Source organism: Gammaproteobacteria bacterium (assembly GCA_003696665.1).
Lineage (GTDB): Bacteria > Pseudomonadota > Gammaproteobacteria > Enterobacterales.
On record RFGJ01000486.1, the window covers coordinates 1 to 1,470 of the forward strand.

At 51.9% G+C, this 1,470-nt stretch carries 2 protein-coding genes; one reads left to right on the forward strand and one right to left on the reverse strand.

Annotated elements, in window-relative coordinates; translation table 11 throughout:
• Nucleotides 1-104: 104 nt before the first annotated feature.
• Entirely contained in the window at nucleotides 105-1,007 is a 903-nt protein-coding gene (locus tag D6694_11795) for an NAD(+) diphosphatase (GenBank protein ID RMH38829.1), read from the forward strand.
• On the opposite strand, the gene D6694_11800 is transcribed toward D6694_11795, so the two are convergent.
• Nucleotides 934-1,458 carry a DUF2889 domain-containing protein gene (locus D6694_11800; protein RMH38830.1) on the reverse strand — a complete coding sequence of 175 codons (525 nt, stop codon included), beginning with the start codon at nucleotides 1,456-1,458 and terminating at the stop codon, nucleotides 934-936. The two genes, D6694_11795 and D6694_11800, sit on opposite strands and share 74 nt — an antisense overlap.
• Nucleotides 1,459-1,470 lie beyond the last annotated feature (12 nt).

Here is a 1,470-nt window from a genome sequence, read left to right on the forward strand (position 1 = left end):
TGCGATCGTTTATTTTCAGGTATGCGGTTTGTTTGTCCACATTGATGGCAAACGAGATGTATCATAGTGATTCCTAATGTGATTCGAACGTGCTTTATTAGTGGGTGCTAATATTGAGTTTTCAAGATCATTATTCAAATCCCCCCGACTTCGCGTTCACCCATTCTGAATGGCATTGGAGTGATGATTATGGCGTCACAGACAATATCGATAACGCCACATGGGTAATCGATTGCACCAGCACCCACATTTTCTTGCCGAATCAGGGGCGCACCGTTGAAGTTGCCGCGCCCCCAACGCATCTTGTTTGGCTGAGTCGCCGGCAAGGCATCGCAGCCCGCCTATGGGCAGCGCCTTTCATCAACGCAGCGGGTGTGTGGCGGCCACTGCGCGCCTGTCTCGGCATGGATGATTGGAAGCTCACTTGGTATTCACGCGGTGTGCTCATCGCCCACTGGTTGCAACACCATCGCTTTTGCGCTGCCTGCGGCTCACAATTGGTGCCCGATAGCGGTTTGGCGCAAAAATGTAGTCAAGACAACTGCGCACGCACTTTCTTCCCGCGCATTGATCCAGCCATCATTACCACAATCACCAATGCACGCGGCGAATTGCTGCTCGCGCGCCAAGCGCACTGGCCAGCCAATCGATTCTCTGTGATTGCTGGCTTTGTCATGCCGGGCGAAACCGTGGAACAGAGTGTGAAACGCGAGGTGATGGAGGAAACCGGCTTGACGATACACAGTTGTCGCTATGTGGCATCACAACCATGGCCTTTTCCGTCTTCCCTTATGCTGGCCTTTGATGCCTACACGCAAGAAATCGATATCCATCCAAACGATCAAGAACTCGAAACCATCGCTTGGTTTTCCGCGCCCGTCCTAATGAAAAAAATCCAAAGCGGGGAACTCATCGTAGGCGGACAAGGCTCAATCAGTCGATTTTTGATCCATCGTTGGCTTGAGCAGCATTTGGCTCAGCATACTCGGGCCAATAGCGACGAATGATTTCACCATCGCGCGCAAAACCATAACAACTATTGGGTAGACTCGGATGCAGTCGCATACGGGCTTCTTCTGGGGAATCCGGCTGCATATTGCGATAGGGATAAATGGTCTGAATCGCAACCGTCGCCATCACCGATAACATTTCTGTCAGATGGGTACAGCCGAATTTGCCGCCAAATTTCGCCCTGACCATTTTGTTCCAACCCGGCCCAATACGCATCCCGACCAAACCACGGTAATGTTCGGCCGCCTGCGGGCAAATATGAAATGGTGCGGCTTCTGTTTGTGCCTGTGCGTCATGTATTTTCAGGGTGTCGTCTAACGTGATGCGTAGCCACATCAAATGAATCGGCGTGCCCGCCTTGATCTCGCCCTTGGCAACACTCACCAGGTCATGCGTTTTGGTGTCACACAACTTGGCCTCAATGTCCCAAAGACCATCGGATCGCAAATAACCTCGACA